The organism is Streptomyces sp. iso_384 (assembly GCF_056172905.1).
This window is the reverse complement of sequence record NZ_JBWBTT010000016.1, coordinates 1-16574: the sequence shown is the minus strand read 5'-3', so window position 1 is coordinate 16574 and position 16574 is coordinate 1. Positions and strand designations below refer to the sequence as shown.

The 16574-nt window shown below is 68.1% G+C and carries 13 protein-coding genes; all 13 read right to left on the bottom strand.

Annotated features, from left to right (window positions below; all coding sequences use genetic code 11):
• Positions 1 to 403 precede the first annotated feature (403 nt).
• The gene (locus AC0VY3_RS36425; RefSeq protein ID WP_011029012.1) at positions 404 to 1051 is read right to left on the bottom strand and encodes a bifunctional 4-hydroxy-2-oxoglutarate aldolase/2-dehydro-3-deoxy-phosphogluconate aldolase; all 648 of its coding nucleotides are present in this window, start codon (positions 1049 to 1051) and stop codon (positions 404 to 406) included.
• Between the two features lie 38 nt (positions 1052 to 1089).
• A complete protein-coding gene (locus tag AC0VY3_RS36420; RefSeq protein WP_475551948.1) occupies positions 1090 to 2091 on the bottom strand; it encodes a sugar kinase in 1002 nt (333 codons plus the stop codon).
• 127 nt (positions 2092 to 2218) lie between these two features.
• Positions 2219 to 3352, bottom strand: coding sequence for a galactonate dehydratase (gene dgoD, locus AC0VY3_RS36415; RefSeq protein WP_011029014.1), 1134 nt, complete (start codon positions 3350 to 3352; stop codon positions 2219 to 2221).
• A gap of 212 nt (positions 3353 to 3564) precedes the next feature.
• Positions 3565 to 4320, bottom strand: coding sequence for an SDR family oxidoreductase (locus tag AC0VY3_RS36410; protein ID WP_011029015.1), 756 nt, complete (start codon positions 4318 to 4320; stop codon positions 3565 to 3567).
• A complete protein-coding gene (locus tag AC0VY3_RS36405; protein ID WP_475551824.1) occupies positions 4317 to 5339 on the bottom strand; it encodes a zinc-dependent alcohol dehydrogenase in 1023 nt (340 codons plus the stop codon). The genes AC0VY3_RS36410 and AC0VY3_RS36405 overlap by 4 nt, the downstream gene beginning before the upstream one ends.
• Before the next feature lie 8 nt (positions 5340 to 5347).
• Complete coding sequence (locus tag AC0VY3_RS36400; RefSeq protein WP_202883666.1) at positions 5348 to 6334, bottom strand: C-terminal binding protein; 987 nt, start codon at positions 6332 to 6334, stop codon at positions 5348 to 5350.
• Positions 6335 to 6743: 409 nt separating this feature from the next.
• A complete protein-coding gene (locus AC0VY3_RS36395; RefSeq protein ID WP_475551823.1) occupies positions 6744 to 9686 on the bottom strand; it encodes a glycoside hydrolase family 2 TIM barrel-domain containing protein in 2943 nt (980 codons plus the stop codon).
• Positions 9687 to 9872: 186 nt separating this feature from the next.
• Complete coding sequence (locus AC0VY3_RS36390; protein ID WP_475551822.1) at positions 9873 to 10958, bottom strand: 3,6-anhydro-alpha-L-galactonate cycloisomerase; 1086 nt, start codon at positions 10956 to 10958, stop codon at positions 9873 to 9875.
• A gap of 61 nt (positions 10959 to 11019) precedes the next feature.
• Positions 11020 to 12132 carry a glycoside hydrolase family 117 protein gene (locus tag AC0VY3_RS36385; RefSeq protein ID WP_475551947.1) on the bottom strand — a complete coding sequence of 371 codons (1113 nt, stop codon included), beginning with the start codon at positions 12130 to 12132 and terminating at the stop codon, positions 11020 to 11022.
• Between the two features lie 26 nt (positions 12133 to 12158).
• Positions 12159 to 13040 carry a carbohydrate ABC transporter permease gene (locus tag AC0VY3_RS36380; RefSeq protein WP_103546196.1) on the bottom strand — a complete coding sequence of 294 codons (882 nt, stop codon included), beginning with the start codon at positions 13038 to 13040 and terminating at the stop codon, positions 12159 to 12161.
• A gap of 11 nt (positions 13041 to 13051) precedes the next feature.
• Positions 13052 to 13999 (bottom strand): carbohydrate ABC transporter permease, encoded by a 948-nt coding sequence (locus tag AC0VY3_RS36375; protein WP_475551821.1) that lies wholly within the window; start codon positions 13997 to 13999, stop codon positions 13052 to 13054.
• A 35-nt stretch (positions 14000 to 14034) separates the two neighbouring features.
• Positions 14035 to 15345: an ABC transporter substrate-binding protein gene (locus AC0VY3_RS36370; RefSeq protein WP_475551820.1), complete on the bottom strand. Its 1311-nt coding sequence runs from the start codon at positions 15343 to 15345 to the stop codon at positions 14035 to 14037.
• A gap of 179 nt (positions 15346 to 15524) precedes the next feature.
• Positions 15525 to 16574: LacI family DNA-binding transcriptional regulator (locus tag AC0VY3_RS36365; protein ID WP_011029024.1), on the bottom strand; the 1050-nt coding region annotated here is incomplete at its 5' end.

Below are 16574 nucleotides of genomic sequence, written 5' to 3'. Positions count from 1 at the left end.
CGGGGACCGCTGAACATGCGGCACGGCCACGCCTCCAGAGCAGGCAGGGAGCCAAGGTCTCGGCGACGCCTGAATTGTGACCCTCTGACGGCGGATCAAAAGTGACCCTCTCGGTGGTCTTCGCCTGAACCTGATCGTGATCGGAAGGTCAGGAGGGAAGGGTGATCCGCGTGGAGGACTGGGCAGAGATCCGCAGGCTGCACCGGGCCGAGCAGATGCCGATCCGGGCGATCGCCCGGCATCTGGGCATCTCCTCTCTTCACGATCGCCCTCACGGCTCGCCCGGCGCGTTGGCTGCTGCTCGGCCCAGCCGCAACCGTCGCATCCAGCCGAAGGCACAACCACCAGCGCGCGCCCACGCCGCGCCGCGTGGCAGTGCCTCCCGCACGGTCAGACAGGGTGGTCATGCTCTCGCCGTGCGCTCGGCCTTCTCTCGGGCCACCGCGGTGCGCAACTGCCGCACCCTGCCCTCGATCGAGCGAGGGTCTCCGGAAGTCAGTTCGCTGCCGATTCCCACAGCCACCGCACCCGCGCGGATGTAGTCGGGCGCCAGCTCGAGGGGCACACCGCCGGTGGGAACCAGGGCGAGCTGTGGGAAGGGAGCAAGCAGATGTCTCACGGCGTCCGCACCGTAGACGCTCGCGGGGAACAACTTGACGAAGTCGGCGCCTTCCTCGATCGCCGTGGCGGCCTCGGTGGGGCTCAGTGCGCCCGCCAGGGTCGCCATGCCGTAGCGATGTGCGGCTCGGAGGACGGTGCGGTTCACCGTGGGAGATACGACGAATCGTGCGCCGGCGAGCTCGCTCATGCGTACGGTGGCTTCGTCCAGGACGGTGCCGACACCGATCAGAGCTTCGTGCGCCGGCCAGCCGTGGCTCAGGTCCGCGACGACATCAAGGGCCCCGGGAGTGGTCATCGACACCTCCACGACGCGCTGACCGGCTTTCAACAGGGCCAGTGCCTGCTCTCGGGCGAGATCAGGGCTATGTGAGCGGACCACAGCGACGACCCCATCTCGGGCGATTCGGCTGGCAGTCTCGTAACGCGGCATGACTCCTCCGACGACGGTGTCCGTGGGGTGCCTGGTGTTCAGGGGTGTGGGCTCGCCTCGGCAGGGGAACCGTGTCCGGGCCATTCGTTGCCGTGCTTCGCCCGTGCTACCAGCGCTGCCGGGGCGGTAGGCAGGTCGGCAACGTCCGAGAGCGATGTCATCGCGGCACCGGCCAGCAGGTGCCCGAGTCGCAGGCAACCGGCCGCGTCAAGGCCCACGAGGGCTCCGTGAATCCATCCTGCGGCGAACGCGTCACCGGCACCGACGGGTTCGACCACGTCGACGGGCAGCGCGGGCACCGCGGTCCGACGGCCTCCGCGGAAGGCGACGGCCTCTCTGCCGCCGTCCTTCACTACGACGACGTCCGGACTCGGGAGATGGTCCCGGACCGCTCCCGCGGTGCAAGATTTCCACAGGGTCTGCGCCTCGTCGAGGCCGACGAAAACCACATTGCAACGATCGGCGATGGCCATGAGCGACTGTGCCGCAGCGTCGCGGGCTGGCCAGAGGGACGGGCGGTAGTTGACGTCGAAACTGACACTCGCTCCCGTGTCACCCGCGAGCTCGATCAGCGAGATGACCGCTTCACGACAGTTCTCCGACAATGCCGGCGTAACACCGGTCAGGTGGATCCAGCGGGGACGCACCGCAGCGATCCGTTCCGCGTACTCTCCGTCCATGAGCGTGGCGGCCGAGCCGGACCGGTAGTAGTAGATGCCGGACCCTTCGGGCGCGGGGTCCTTGAAGTAGACGCCCGTTCTGCGTCCCGGCATCGTACGCGCGAGCTTCGTCACCACGCCGTGCCGACGGAGTTCGCCAAGGACACGGAGACCCATCGGGTCGTCTCCGACGAATCCGGCCCAGAACGCGGCTGTGCCCAGCCTCGAGAGGGAGATCGCGACGTTCGACTCGGCGCCCGCCACCCCGAAGGCACAGGCGGACGCCTCGTGAAGACGAAGGCCGTCGATCGGCACGATCTGCGCCATCGTCTCGCCCAGACAGACGACGGCAGGCCCTCCTTCCACCACAGGCCGGGTCATCGGGCTTCCGCCTCGTGCATGGTCACGGACGTTCCGACGGCTCCCTCGTCCGGCCGGCGCCCGGTCTTCATGGTCCCCATTCTGTCCCGCCTGTTCGAGGTGTCGAGTGCTTCGCTGTCGGCCCGCGTCACCAGTCACCGTGCGATCCGTCCTGGTGGGTGAAGCGGGGTGTGGTCCAGTCGCCGGCGTAGACACGGTCCATGAGCTGTGCTTCGTCGACTTCGATGCCCAGGCCCGGCCCGGTGGGTACGGCTATGTGTCCGTTCTCGACCGAGAACGGCACCGCCAGGATCCCGGCGCCGAGATCGGCCCCGTCGTCCAGTGCCAGATACTCCTGGATCAGGAAATTGGGTGTGCTGGCGGCCACTTGAAGGCAGGCGGCCAGCGAGACGGGCCCCAGGGGGTTGTGCGGAGCGAGCGCGACATAGTGGGCCTCGGCCATGGCGGCGATCCGACGGACTTCGCTGATCCCGCCGGCATGGCACAGGTCGGGCTGGACGACGGACACGGCCCGGCGTTCGAGGAGTTCCCGGAAGCCCCACTTGGTGAAGATCCGTTCGCCGGCCGCGATCGGCACGTTCGTCGCCCTGGCGATCTCCGCCAGGGCGTCGACGTTCTCCGGGAGACACGGCTCCTCGATGAAGAGGGGGCCCATCGGACTCAGGCGTTCTGCCAGGCGTCGGGCCATGGCAGGTGACGTGCGGCCGTGGAAGTCGAGCGCGATGTCGAAGGCGGGGCCCACAGCCTCGCGAACCGCAGCGACGCGGGCAACCTGGCGGTCGACGTACTCCACCGTGTCGAGGGCCCTTACCGGTCCGTCCAACCCGAACTTGATCGCCGTCATTCCCGCGGACCGTGAGCGCCGCGCGGCGTGGGCGAACTCCGCGTCCGTGACGCCCCGGGCGTGCCCGTACATGCGCACCGAATCACGGACAGCGCCGCCCAGCAATGCGTGGACGGGGACTCCCAGGTCCCTGGCGGTGATGTCCCACAGCGCCTGGTCGATTCCACTGATCGCACTGCACAGGACGGCTCCGCCGCGGTAGAAGGCCCCACGGTACATTCCCTGCCAGTGGTGTTCGATCCGTCTGGGGTCGCGCCCTGCGAGGTATTCCGCGAGGTCGCCGATCATGCGCTCGACGACCCTCGCCTGCCCTTCGACAACGGCCTCACCCCATCCGATGACACCCTTGTCGGTCTCCACCGCCACGAACAGCCATCTAGGGCGAACGTGAAAGGTGCGGACCTTCACTATTCTCACTGTGAATCCCCTCTTGGGGCGATATTCCTCGCCTTTTGACGACAAGTTGTAGATTCCAGGGCGGTGCGCCCGGCGGGTAGCCCGCGTACCTGCATCTGCCGCTCGGTGTCCTCGTCCCACGCGACCTCCCGGCCGTGGCGTTGGTGCCGCGCTCCCCGGCACCCGCGTGGACGGCGCCTCGACTCACGTCACCGAACTGCGGCGCCCGGCGCCTAACGGGCAAGCCATCCCCCGTCGACAGCGAGGACCTGGCCATGAACGTATGCCGCCGCGCGGGAGGCCAGGAAAACCGCCACGTCGCCCACGTCATCCGGGCCTCCCCATCGGCCGGCCGGGATACGGACCGAGAGCTGCTCCAGCCGGACGGGGTCCTCAAGCAGTGCCGTGTTCATCTCTGTGGCCATGTATCCGGGCGCTATCGCGTTGACGTTGACCCCTCGGCCCGCCCATTCATTGCACAGAGCCTTGGTGAGCTGCGCGACGGCACCCTTGCTCGCCGCGTACGCGGCCACGGTGAATCCGCCCTGAAAGCTGAGCAGTGATGCGAGGTTGATGATCTTTCCCTCACCGCGCTGGATCATGGGCCGCCCGAAGATCTGGCACAGCTGGACCACCGAGCGCAGGTTGACGTCGAGCACCGCGTCCCAGGCATCGAGCGGGAAGTCCTCGGCAGGGTGCCGGATCTGCGCTCCGGCGTTGTTGACCAGGATGTCGACCTGGTGACCGGCGAGCACTTCGGCCCCCGCGGCCGCCACGCCCTCGCGGTCCCGGAGATCGACACCGACGTGACTCACCGAGCGTCCGAGATCTGCGGCTGTCCGCCTCAGCCGGTCATCCAGGGCGCTCCGGCTGAGCACGACTACATCGGCGCCCGCGTTCAACAACGCGCGGCTGATACCCAGTCCGAGGCCGCGCCCTCCGCCCGTGACGACGGCGGTACGGCCCGTGAGGTCGAATGAGGAGATCATGTGGCTTCGTCTCTGTGTGTGCTGATGAGAACTTTCAGTCCGCCCGACCCTGTGGCCGCTGCGTCGAAGGCGTCGGAAATCCGGTCGAACCCGTAGACGGATACCGGGAACCTGTCCAGCCCCAGCGCGTTCTGCGCGACCAGGTCGATCGCGGTGCGGAAGTCTTCGCGCGTGTAGACCCGCACGCCGACCACGGACTGCTCTTTGAAGCACACGGCCTGGAGGTCGACCGCGGCTGGTTCCTTGTACACACCGACGATGACTACGCGGCCGAGGACACGGGTGACATCGGCGAGTTCGGCGGCCACAGCGGGGTGGGCCGCGCTGTCGAACGTCGTGTCGGCTCCGTCGCCCTGCGAGAGCTCCGCGACCATGTCCCGCAGCTGTGCACCGTCAGGGACCGCTCTCAGCCCCATGTCGCTCGCCACTGCACGACGGCGGGCGTTCGGCTCGGCGACCACTACGTGCGATGCCCCCTCGTGCCGGGCCACCAGTGCGGTGAGTATGCCTATCGGCCCCGCGCCGAAGACAGCCACCACATCCCCGGCTTCCATCCCCGAGCGGCTGACCGCGTGTACGGCGACCGCCAGCGGCTCGGTCAGCGCCGCCTGCGTGGGTTCGACGCGCGACGGGACCTGATGCAGAGTCGACGTCGGCAGCGCCACGAACTGCGCGGCGCCTCCTGGCGCGTCGATGCCGAACAGACCGAGCCGGGCGCACACATGGCTGTGGCCCTCCCGGCACGCACGGCAGTCTTTGCAGGAGATCAGCGGTTCAGCGACCACCAGCGCACCTTCCGGAGGCCCGCCCGGCGCCGTGACCTCGACCCAGCCCGAGATCTCGTGACCGAGGATCAGTCCCTGTCGCGCCCGCGGGTGCTTGCCGTGCACGATCCCCAGGTCCGTGCCACAGATCCCGGTGCAGGCGACCCGGACCAGCGCCCATCCCGGCGGCACCTCGGGCATCGGCACCTCCTCCACGCGGACATCGTTGACGCCGGCCCACACCACGGCGCTCATCCCGCCCGTCATCGCCGACCCTCCGACCGCTGCGCAGCCGCCGGCAGCGCCTCGGGATTCACCACGTTTCGGGGCGTGCGCCCAGCGCAGGCGTCGACGACGTTCTCCACGGTGCGCCTCTTGAGCTCCGCGTAGGACTCCTCGCTGTACCAGGCAAGATGCGGCGTGAGTACGACGTTGTCGAACGACGTCAGCGGGTGATCCCGCGGGAGCGGCTCGATCTCGTGGACATCGATGCCAGCTCCTGCGACGGCGCCGCGCTTGAGGGCGTCGACGAGAGCACCCGTATCGATCACCCCGCCTCGGCTCGTGTTGACAACGATCGCGTCGGGACGCATCCGTGCGAACGCGTCGGCGCCCAGCAGACCGCGCGTCTGCTCCGTGAGGGGCGTATGGACGGAGACGACCTGTGCCCGTTCGAGCAGCTCGTGGAGGCCGACGGAGCGAAAACCGCGGAATGTCTGCGCGTCCGGGTCCGCGGCGCTGTCGTAGGCGATGACGTCATAGCCGAGCCCTGCTGCCTTGCGTGCGGTGGCCGCGCCGATAAGGCCCATCCCGACGACTCCGAAGACTCGTTGGCCCACTTGGTACAGGGGACGCACCGCAGGGAGGTCGAACGAGCCGGCGCGCACGCCCCGGTCGAGCCGGGGGATGCCCCGGGCGACGGACAGGGCGAGCCCGATCGCGTGGTCCGATACCGCCTCCGTGCCGTAGTCGGGCACGTTGCACACGAGAATGCCGCGCCGCGTCGCCGCCTCCACGTCCACCGAGTCGACACCGACGCCGTAGCGTCCGATCACCTTGAGGCGTGGGAGACGGTCCATCACCTGCTCCGTGATCGCCGCGTACTGCACCACGATCGCGTCGGCGCCGGCACAATTGACCACCATCGTGTCGGCGTCCCGGGACTGGGTGACGAGGAGTTGCCCCCCTGCGGAGGTGACTACGTCTCGTTCTATGTCGAAGGAATCATGGTCGCACTCCGTGATGGCCACCAGTGGGCCACCGCCTGCCGTTCTCATGGCCGTCATCAGGCGGATCACTCTCCAGGCTCTGTGTGATGTGTGATGGTGCTCGACGGAACACCGCCCTGGCGCCCCGCGTGGCTCCCTCCCACCGGCGATCGCTCGGTTGGAAGGCTTCCTCCGCGGTGCAGAGCGTCTGCTACGGCTTGTTCAGTTCACCGAGCGCCGTACTCGCGAACACCCGGTACCGGCGGCGACGTGGTCCGAACCGCGCCGGCGGTGGCCTAGGTGGCGGTTCAGGCGTCTTGACTGTCGTCGGCAGCCGGCTGGACCACTTCGCCGCAGTCGAACGACCCGCCCGTCTTCGGCCACGGCTCCTACGTCCGCCTGTCGACCAGGTCGCGCCAGTCACCGCAACCCAGGTAGATAAACCGGTTTTTCAGCTTCCATGACGGTCCTTGCACTGACTACCATCAACCGATGCGGCACGCGATGAGTCCTGAGGGTGCGGCGGCGCCCCCGCCACCCCCTGCACCCCGGGGACCAGTTCCATCCGGTAGCCCAGCTCGTACTGTCCCGGTCCGATCCGGTACCGCGGGAGGACGTCGGGCCCGCACGCCCCGGTCCCGACCCCCCTGTGCGCCGCATCCAGGCACACGACCAGTCGGTCGTCCTCGCGCAGATCACTGGCGTTCTCGGCGGCGAACAGCGCCTGAGGCGCATACCGCGTCGCCGACCAGCAGAAGTCACCACCGAGCGAGGTCAGCCGAAGGCGGTCGCCGCGATCGTCGTCGATCAGCTCAAGCCAGAGTGTCCCGGTGCGCAGCCCGAATTCCTGCGGCACGAGGTAGGGAGAGGGTTCCACTTGCGACGACCAGCGGCCCAACATCGCCGACCGGTTCCGGTCCGGGTAGTTCTCGTGCGGGCCCCGCCCGAACCAGACGAACCGGTCGAATCGGGGGTCCACGCGGAACAGCACGCCGACACGCGGCAGGTCCGTCGCCTCGTCGGGCACCTCGAACCGGTGACGGTATTCCGCACCGCTCTCGCTCCTGGACACGGAGACGGTGTGGTCCACGATCTCGTGCGCGGGCCGCGTGTCCAGGCCGGCGTCCCTCCAGCGGATAAGGGTGCGTGATCCCATCTCTCTCACACGGACGATGTGCTCCATCAGCTTGAGCCCATCGTTGTCCGTCGCAGCGCGCCACACGTTGGGCATCGGGTCGTCCGCCGTCTCGCCCGGCACCGCGACAGCCCCTTTCGCCGGCGGGCCGGGGGCGGGTCGTCCGTCCCGCAGAGCGAGCTGGTCCCACGCGACGGGATGTCCCGCCGGTGCGAACCACGACTCTGTTCGGGTCCGCCACGTGATGGTCAGCAGGGCTTGCGCGGCGCCCGCGTACGCCGCGTCCACGGGCAGCGGCACGGTCACGCTCCCACCGGGCGCGACGTCGGGGAGGTCGAGCGTGCCGGAGGCCGCCGGGGCGCCGTCCAGAAAGAGTTCCCAGCCTGCCGCGAGGTCTCCCGTGCCGGCGAAACGGCGTCGGTTGGTCACGTACAACCCGCCGTCCACGTACTCAGTGGTCACAGGCCGGTACGCCCAGGCGACTTCGGCCGTTCCGGGGTGGGGCTCGACATCGGCGGAAACCAGGCCGTCCGCGACGAAGTTCGCATCGTGGGGCGCGTCGCCGAACTGCCCACCGTACACGAGGCGGGTGGTTCCGTCGGGGAGCCGCTGTCGCAGGCCGTGGTCCTTCCACTCCCAGATGAAGCCGCCCTGGAGTCCGGGCGTGGAGGTGATGACATCCCAGTAGTCGGCCAGTGAGCCGTTGCTGTTACCCATGGCGTGCGAGTACTCGCACATGATCAAGGGGCGGTCCGCCGCCCCGGCGGCCACCTGCTCCCCGTAGGCCCGGATCTCCTCGATGCCGGGATACATCGGGCAGACGACGTCCGTGGCGTGACGGCCCCCGTCGGTCCACCCGGAGTTCCGGATGGCGTCCTCGTAGTGGAGCGGACGCGAGCGGTCGGCGCGGCGGATCCACCCCGCGAGAGCGTCGTGGTTGACGCCGTACCCGCTCTCGTTGCCCAGACTCCACTGGACCACGCAGGGATGGTTGCGGTCACGCGCCACCATGCGGGCCCCGCGCTCCAGCCAGGTCGCGCGGTACCTCGGTTCGCCGCAGAGGTACCAGTTGAACGCGTGCGACTCGATGTTGGCCTCGTCGACGACGTAGAAGCCCAGTTCGTCGCAGAGGTCGTAGAAGGCGGGATCGTTCGGATAGTGGGACGTACGGATGGCATTGATGTTCATCCGGCGCATGGCCGCCAGGTCGGCACGCATGTCCTCCACGGTGACCGCGGCACCGGTGTCGGGGTGGTGGTCGTGCCGGTTGACCCCGAAGATCCACACACGTCGGCCGTTCACGAGGAAGTCCGGCCCGTCGATCTCGACGCGTCGGAAACCCACGCGTACCCGGGTCGCGTCGACCACGTCTCCGGCCGGGTCGATGAGCTCCGCTGCGACTTCGTAGAGCGCCGGCGTCTCCGCCGACCAGGGGAGGATCCGAAGCCCGTCCCAGCGCATCCGGGCGATGTGCCCGGAGAACTCGTAGGTGTTGTTGACCGCGTGGGGAACCGGCGCGTCCTGAGGCCTCGCCACACCCGCACCGTCGCGGCCCGACAGCGAAACCCGCACGCGATATCCCTCCGCCTCCGTTCTTTCGCCGAAGTCGACCGTGGCGCGGACATCGAGCGTTCCCTCACCAGAGCGGGGATCGAGGTCCGCCCGGGCATCCAGGTCGACGAGTCCGACAGGCGGGCGGGCCTCGACACGCACACCGCGGTGGAGACCGGCGAGCCACCATCCGTCCTGGTCCTCGACGAAGCTGTGCGCCGAGTACCTCACGACGACCACGGCAAGCTGGTTCCTCCCCACGCGGGCCGCTTCGGTCACGTCGTACTCGCTCCCGAGACGGGCGTCGGTGCCGTATCCGACGAACACGCCGTTGAGGTAGACGGCATGCACACTGTCAGCGCCACCCACGTGCAGCAGCAACCGTTGGCCCTCCCAGCGGGGCGGGACGTCGAACGCCGTGCGGTACACACCTGTGGGGTTGCGCGACGGGAGCCGCGGCGGAGGCTCGGCGAACGGCATCTGGATGTTCGTGTAGTGCGGAATGTCGTCGGCCACCTGGACCGGCCAGCTACCGGGCACGCCGACCGATTGCCATTGCCCGGGCGCCCGCTCTCCTCTCACGGCATCGGCAGGCACCTGGTCGGGAGAGGGGAACAGCCGGAAGGACCAGGTGCCGTCCAGCGACAGCCGGCGGTCCCCCTCGGCGGCGGGACGCGCGCGCATCGGGAGTCGGAGCAGGGAGGTCACCGTAGGGTCCGCCCACGGGCGGAGAGCACCGATGATGGGAAGCACGTCGATTCCTTACGTCATGGGACGTCACGGGGGGAGGCGGCCGGTCCCGGTCACCGGGGACCGCCCGCTCATCGGCATACCGGCCGTGGCCGGTGGTCCGCCGACAGTGCCGACGGGGTCGGCCGCAGGCCGGGCGACCGGTCACCCCACCGCCAGCCGGCCAAGGCGCTCGAAGTCCAGCACCACACCGTGCCCGGGGCGGTCGGGAGCGGAGACGCATCCGTCCGTGACGGCCATCGGCTCGGCCATGTAGGCGTGCAGGCCGAAGCCGTGTGCCTCCATGTAGGTCCGGTGGGGGACCGAGGCGAGCGCATGCACCGTGAGGTCGTGCACGCCGTGCGACGTCAGCAGCATGTTGTTCGCCTCCGCCAGAGCGGCGACCTTCCTGAACGTCGTGTACCCGCCGATGTTGCTGACGTCCGGCTCGGGAAGCGTCAGGGAGCCGGCGCGGACAGCGTTGTGGAAGTCGTACAGGGTGTGGAGGTTTTCGCCGCCCGCGATGGTGTGACCGCTCTCCCGAACGATCCGGGCGTTGCCGACAAGGTCGTCGGGAATCGTCGGCTCCTCGATCCAGTGCAGGTCGAAGGGTGCGAGTGCCCGAGCCGCGCGAATCGCCCCGTCAACCGTCCACTTCATGTTGGCGTCGACCATCAGCGGGAAGGAGTCGCCGAGGTGCTCACGCAACGCCGACACCCGGTCGACGTCCTCCTTGAGGTCGGGGCGGCCCACCTTCATCTTGATGGCCCGGAATCCCTCGGCCAGGAAGCGGTCCGCCTGCATCTTCAGATCGGCGACGGGCAGTTCCAGGTCGATGCCGCCGGCATACACGGGCACGACAGGGTCGTATCCCCCGAACAGTTTCCACAACGGCGTCCGTGCCCGGATTCCCTTCAGGTCCCACAGGGCGATGTCGACGGCCGAGATCGCCGATGTGGCGTGCCCCCCGCGGCCGGCGTAGTGCAGCCGCCACCACATCAACTGCCAGATCTTCTCGATCTGCTCGGCGTCGGCACCGAGCAGGCAGCCCCTCAGGTCCTTGTCCACCATCGTCGCCACGGCCGCCCCACCATGGTTGACCGTGTAGGTGTAGCCCAGACCTGTCGCCCCGTCGCTGTCCTCGATCCGCACGGTGATGAGCTCGAAGTCCATCATGGCGCCGTGCGTCGAGTCGGTGAGCCTGGTCGGGAGCGGTATGCGATAGAGGTCGGTGCATACCCGTTCGATCATGCCTTGTACCGTCTCTCTCTGAGGTGTGCGTCTGACCCGGCCTCACGGCAGGGAGCCGAGGTCACTTTTCGTGCGGAGCGGGAAGCACGTCGGCCTCTGCCGATTCCGCCGTCTCGGGGCTCAGGCCGCTGGTGTAGAACATCTTCTGTCTCTCGTCGGCCGCGAACCCCTGGATGTAGTGCCACGATGCCGTGACGTCATGGCACAGTCCCCAGCGAACCCCGTCCAGTGGCGCGACGGCGTGGTCCGGGAGCCTGAGGGGACCGGTCGCGACGGGTGGGTTCGCGATGTGGGCCATGATCTCGAAGTTGATCCCGTCGGGCGCGAACTGCATCGTGTTGCGTTCCGGCCCGTCGGTGGTGAGCATCGCGGCGATGCCGTCGCCGTATCGCCAGACGCAGGTCTCGTGTCCGCTGTTCGTCACGGGGTTGGCCGGACATCGGTGGTACGGTCCCTCGATGTCGTCGGCGATCGCCAGGCCCCACCGGGTCGTGCGTCCGCCGGCGGAGAACCCTTCCCCCATCTGCTCGCCCTTGTAGTAGAGGAAGAATCTGCCTTGGAACGGGACAAGGATCGGGTCGTGCACCTTGTGGCTGTCGAAGGACCCCTGGGAGACGACGCTCAGCCGGTTGTCCTCCTCTCCCGCCCACTCACCGTCCGCCTGGGGTCGGAGAATCGGCTGGGGGGACCTGACCCACGGACCGTCCGGGCTCGGTGCCTTCGCCATCGCGATCGACTCGAAGCTCCGTAGCGCGTAGGGCGACCGGATCACCTGGTAAACGAGGTAGAACCAACCTTGGTGCTCCAGGACCTCCGGGGTGAACACGCTCCGGTCGTCGTAGCTGCCTGGCTCGCCCCTGCCGAGGGCACGCCCCTGTTCGACCCAGGTGGCGCCGTCTTCGGACGTGGCATGCCAGATCTCGGACCAGTCCCAGGGAAAGACCTTGGCCGTCGGGTCGCCGGTTCCGAAGCCGTCGGTCTCCCCGGTCGAGCGGGTGTACCAGACGTGGTACCGCCCGTCGACCGTGAGGACGGAGCTCGGGTCCCGGCGGTGTACGCCTACCTCTGGACCGAGTCCCTGGACAGGGAAGGTCCGGAAGTCGCAGAACCACTCGGGATCAGCCGGGTACCGCCTGCCTCGAACGGTCGCCGCGCTCTCTGCGGGCATGGTCATGCGCTCGTACTCCTCATGGGGGGTGGTCACTTGATCGCTCCGCCGATCCCTCCGATGGAGAAGAAGCGGTTGAGCACGGCGAACACGATCACCGGCGGCAGCAGCATGACGACCGACATCGCCATCACGGGCCCCCAGTCGGTGGCGTTCTGCTGGAAGTAGGTCTGGAGCCCGATCGGCAGCGTGAAGTTGCTCTGCGACCTCAGGAAGACGGTGGCGACCAGGTAGTCGTTCCACGCGACGAGGAAGCTGAAGATCGCCGCCGAGAGAATGCCCGGGTACGAGTTGCGCAGCACCACACGGACGAATCCTCCCCACAGGGAGGCCCCGTCGACCCAGGCGGCCTCCTCCAGCTCGACGGGGATGGAGTCGTAGTAGGCAGCCATCATCCAGCACGTGACGGCCATGCTGCCGGCGATGAAGATGACGGCCACACCGCTGAGCGTGTCCGCCATTCCGATCTTCGCGAAGACAACGAAGAGCGGGATGACGAAGACGATGACGGGCAGGCTCTGGACGACGAAGAGCGAGAGCGTGTAGCCGCCGATGAACCTGTTGCGCAGTCTCGACATCGGATAGCCCGCCAGCGCCCCGATCACGACCGCGAACACGGTCGTCCCCAGGGTGACGGCAAGGCTGTTGTAGAGGTAGTCGAGGACAGGAGTCTTGGAGAAGATCTCGACGTAGTTCGAGAAGTTCCACGAGTACGTCCCGGAGGCGGTCTGTCCCGAGCGGACCGACAGGACCAGGATCATGATGATGGGTGCCAGGGCCACGAGTGTGACGACGGACATGACCGCTGTCTTGGCCCACCCGGCAGCGGATTCCCGCCGCTGCTTGCGCGTGATGCGGTCGGCGGCGGGGGTGGCTGTGCCGGCCCGGAGGGCGGAATGTACTGGAGTGGTCATCTGTACCGCCCTCAGCCGTTCGCCGACGCACGGTTGATGCGACGGAAGAAGTAGATGGACATGGCGATCAGGGCGGTGGTGATGAGGAAGGCGACCGCGACGCCGTAACCGGTGCGGAAGTCCTGGAACACGAGCCGGTAGGCGAACACGACCAGCGTCGAGGTCGACCCGACGGGTCCTCCCCCGGTCAGCAGGAAGACGGAGGGGAAGTCGTTGATCGTGAAGATCGAGGCGAGTACCCACGCGATGTAGACGGGCTTCGACATGATCGGCAGGATGACGTGCCGGATGCGTTGCCAACGACTGGCCCCGTCGAGCCGGCAGGCTTCCTCGACACTGGGGTCCACCGCCTGCAGCGCGGAACTCATCATCATCATCATGAAGGGGACCGTCCCCCAGATCTTGAAGATGATCACGATCGCCATCGCCGAACCGGGGTTGGCCAGGATCTGGACGTCACCGAACCCGAGCTCACGCAGGAGCGTGGGCACCGGGCTGGACGGCGTCGCGACCAGGAAGTTCCAGCTCGTCGTGCTGACAACCACCGGGACCACCCAGGGCAGCAGGAGCAGCACCCGGAACACCGATCTGCCGGGGAAGGACCGGCGCAGCACGAGAGCGAGGGCTGTGCCGATGACCCAGGCCACGAAGACCGAGACCACCGTGAACAGGAGGGTGAAGCGCACGGCTTCCCAGAACGCGGGGTCCTGCAAGGCGGTCGTGTAGTTCTCCAGGCCGATGAACTCCCCGGGCCCCGCGATCCCACCGTCACGCAGCGACTGGGAAACCGCGTTGAAGAGCGGATAGGCGTTGAGAGCGATGAGCAGGAAGATCGACGGGGCGAGCATCGCCGCCATCGTCTTCTTGCTCCCGGGGTGCCGGCTCTCGGCCTTCCTCTCTCGGCCCCGAGGCCTGTCCGTCCTCGCCGCCGATCTCGTCGGCACCGACACGTCCGTCATGGACGCCTCCTTCTGTGCGTCAGATGACCCGTGGGTCACATGACCTTCTCGATGCCGTCCTGCAGGGTCCGAAGGGTCTGCTCGCCACTGCTCTTTGCCTGGATGACCTGCTGGGCCCACTGGGTGATGGCCTGTCCCCCGTCGACCGCGTTGATCTCGGGGAAGGGCTCACCGGCGAGCTGGGTGAGGGACTTGCCCACGGGCAGCCACTCCTTGGTCGCCTTGACCAGGTTGGGCTGCGCCTGCACCTCGGGCAGGTCGAGGATGCTCTGGCGCACCGGGACCTTGTTGAGGACGCCCTTCTTCCAGTACGCCGACATGGCGTCGAGGTAGTAGACCGCGAAGTCCTCGACCACGTCCGTGTCCCAGTCACCGGTGTAGAGGATCAGGTCCGACGTGTACGCCATGGTGCCCTTGGTACCGTTCGGGCTGGTCAGGGGGCTTCCCAACGTGATGTCGGCCTTGAGCCGCGGGTCTTCGAAGGAATTGGCGATGTCCGGTGGCAGGATCGACAACGCCGCGGCGCCCGAGGAGAACTGGTCGTTCAGGTTCGCCACCGTGTAGCTCACGCTGCCCGGGTCCATGATTCCGTCCTTGGCCAGCTTCATGAGGAACTCCACGGCCTCCACGTTCGCGTCCGTCACGCACTGCGGCTCGCCGTCCTTGTCGAACAGGCCGCCACCGTTGTTGAACACGAACGACAGGAACGTCTGGTAGGCGTTGCCCCCGGCACCGCCCGAGGCGACCATGCCGTACACGTCGTTCTTCTTCAGCGCCACACCAACCCGGTACAGGTCGTCCCAGCTGCGCGGCTCCTCCACACCGGCCTTCTCCAGCAGCGACTTGCGGTACCAGAGCAGCCGCGAGTCCACGTTCCACGGCAGTGCGGTGTACGCACCCTTGTACTTGAACACATCGAGCGTGCCCGGCAGGAAGTCGTCCAGCTGCCCCTTGGACCTCAGCTTCGCGATGACCCCGTCGGCCGGATGGACCGCGTCCTGGACGTAGTACTGCAACGACTGGAACGCCCCGCCCGTGGATATGGCCGGCCCGGTCCCAGCAGCGATGGCCGAGCTGAAGGTCTGAAGCCACCCGTCCCAGCTGATCGACTGGTACGTCGCCGAGCCACCCGAGAACGCTGCGGAGATGTCCTCGCCCGCGGCGAGGTAGTCCGGCCCGGGGGACCCCCAGGGCATGTCCCAGAACGCGAACTTCGAGCCACCGGCGCCCTGGGACGAGTTTCCGCCACCAGAGCACGCGGCCAACAGCACCGCCCCTGCCGCACCTAGTGAGCCGCCCAGGAATCCCCGTCGGGACACACCGCTGGGCACAACAGACTTGGTCATCGAACATCTCCCTCGAGCGTCGTTGCATCGGGATGTCCCCACTGGAGAACCGGTTTTCCACCGTAGCGTGGCAGCCCGTACCCCACAACCCTCGATCTCGTACACGTCAACGGGCGGCTGTCTCCCGGGTCCGCGGGAAACAGCCGCCCGTCGATCAGCTCACGACCGCCTCGAGGTCGTCAGACTCGCGGAACGGCGACCGAGGCCCGCTCCACGATCTCGTACCCCCCCAGCACCTGACGGCTGCCGATCACACGGCCCTCTATCTGGTCGACGAGAGCGTCGACGGCCGCGGCTCCCAGCGTCGCCAGCGGCATGGCGAGCGTGGTGAGGGGAGGATCGAGGAACTCCGCCATGGGGAGGTCGTCGTACGCGATCAGCGACACGTCGGCGGGCACCTTCCACCCTCGGTCACGCACCGCCTTCATCACCCCGACGGCCTGCGGGAACGTGCTGGCGTACAGCGCGGTCAGCTCCGGCCGCGCGTCAAGCAGTCCATGTGCCGCCGCGCATCCGCCGGCCTCGCTGAAGGTTCCGGCGAAGTGGGCGGTGTCGTCCAGGCCCAGCTCGCGCAGCCTGCCCTGAAACCCGTCCAGCCGGGACCGGGCCGGAGCGAGGTCCAGGGGACCCGTCACCATTCCGATATGCCGATGCCCCCTGTCATGAAGGTGGTCGACGACCAGGGCGCTCGCCCCCTGCATATCCATGCCGACGTTACGGTTGGACCCCTGGACCTCCCGGTTGAGAAAGACGTGCGCCAGCCCACCGCGATCGGCGAGGAGGCGCTCGACCAGGGGGTGCTCCGGCCGGGACGACGCGACGAGGAGACCGTCCACCCGCCCGGCCGTCACCAGCTCCGCATAGGCCGCGTCGTCGTCCCCTGCTGCGTCCTCGGCGATGAGCAGCACGTAGCCGTGGTCACGCGCCCTGCGGAAGGCTCCGCGGGTGACCGCGGCGTACACGGAGTTCGACAGATCAGGGATGAGCAGCGCGAACGCCCTGGTCCGCGACACCGACAGCGCGCGCGCCGTGACGTTGGGCCGATACCCGAGTTCCGCGGCGACAGCGAGGACGCGCTCACGCGTCTCGGGCCTGATCCGGAGCGTGGTGTCGTCGTTCAGGATCCGTGAGACAACGGACTTGGTCACCCCCGCGCGCTTCGCCACGTCGACGAGCCGCGCTCGCGCCGGAAGCGCTTTCGCCTGACCCGCCCCTGCCTCCGATGTCAT